Genomic DNA, 250 nt, shown 5'->3' with positions numbered 1-250 from the left:
CTATAGATCGTGACCATTTACGACAGCTGGTTTATGCATTGCTGCAATTGCCGCCAAAACCTCGCACGGCTCTGCTACTGGCACGCTGTGACTTACTCACGCATCATGAAATTGCACAGCGTTTAGGCGTGTCTGAAAGCATGGTGGCCCGCTATCTCGCGCAGGCTTTACGCCATTGCCGTGATCACTTTCGCACGATTAGTTAATCCGTATGATGAAGAAAAAATCTTTCGCCGACATCAGCCTGAGC

1 protein-coding gene is annotated in these 250 nt (G+C 50.0%); it reads left to right on the top strand.

Annotated elements, in window-relative coordinates:
• Window positions 1–206, top strand: a 206-nt coding sequence (locus HBA93_RS22400) for a sigma-70 region 4 domain-containing protein (RefSeq protein WP_221724707.1), incomplete at its 5' end; no start/stop codon positions are given.
• Between the last annotated feature and the right edge of the window lie 44 nt (window positions 207–250).

The sequence above is a fragment of the Ochrobactrum sp. SFR4 genome, from assembly GCF_019730395.1.
Taxonomy (GTDB): domain Bacteria; phylum Pseudomonadota; class Alphaproteobacteria; order Rhizobiales; family Rhizobiaceae; genus Pseudochrobactrum.
The sequence above is the reverse complement of the archived record's forward strand: the minus strand, read 5'-3'. Positions and strand labels throughout refer to the sequence as shown.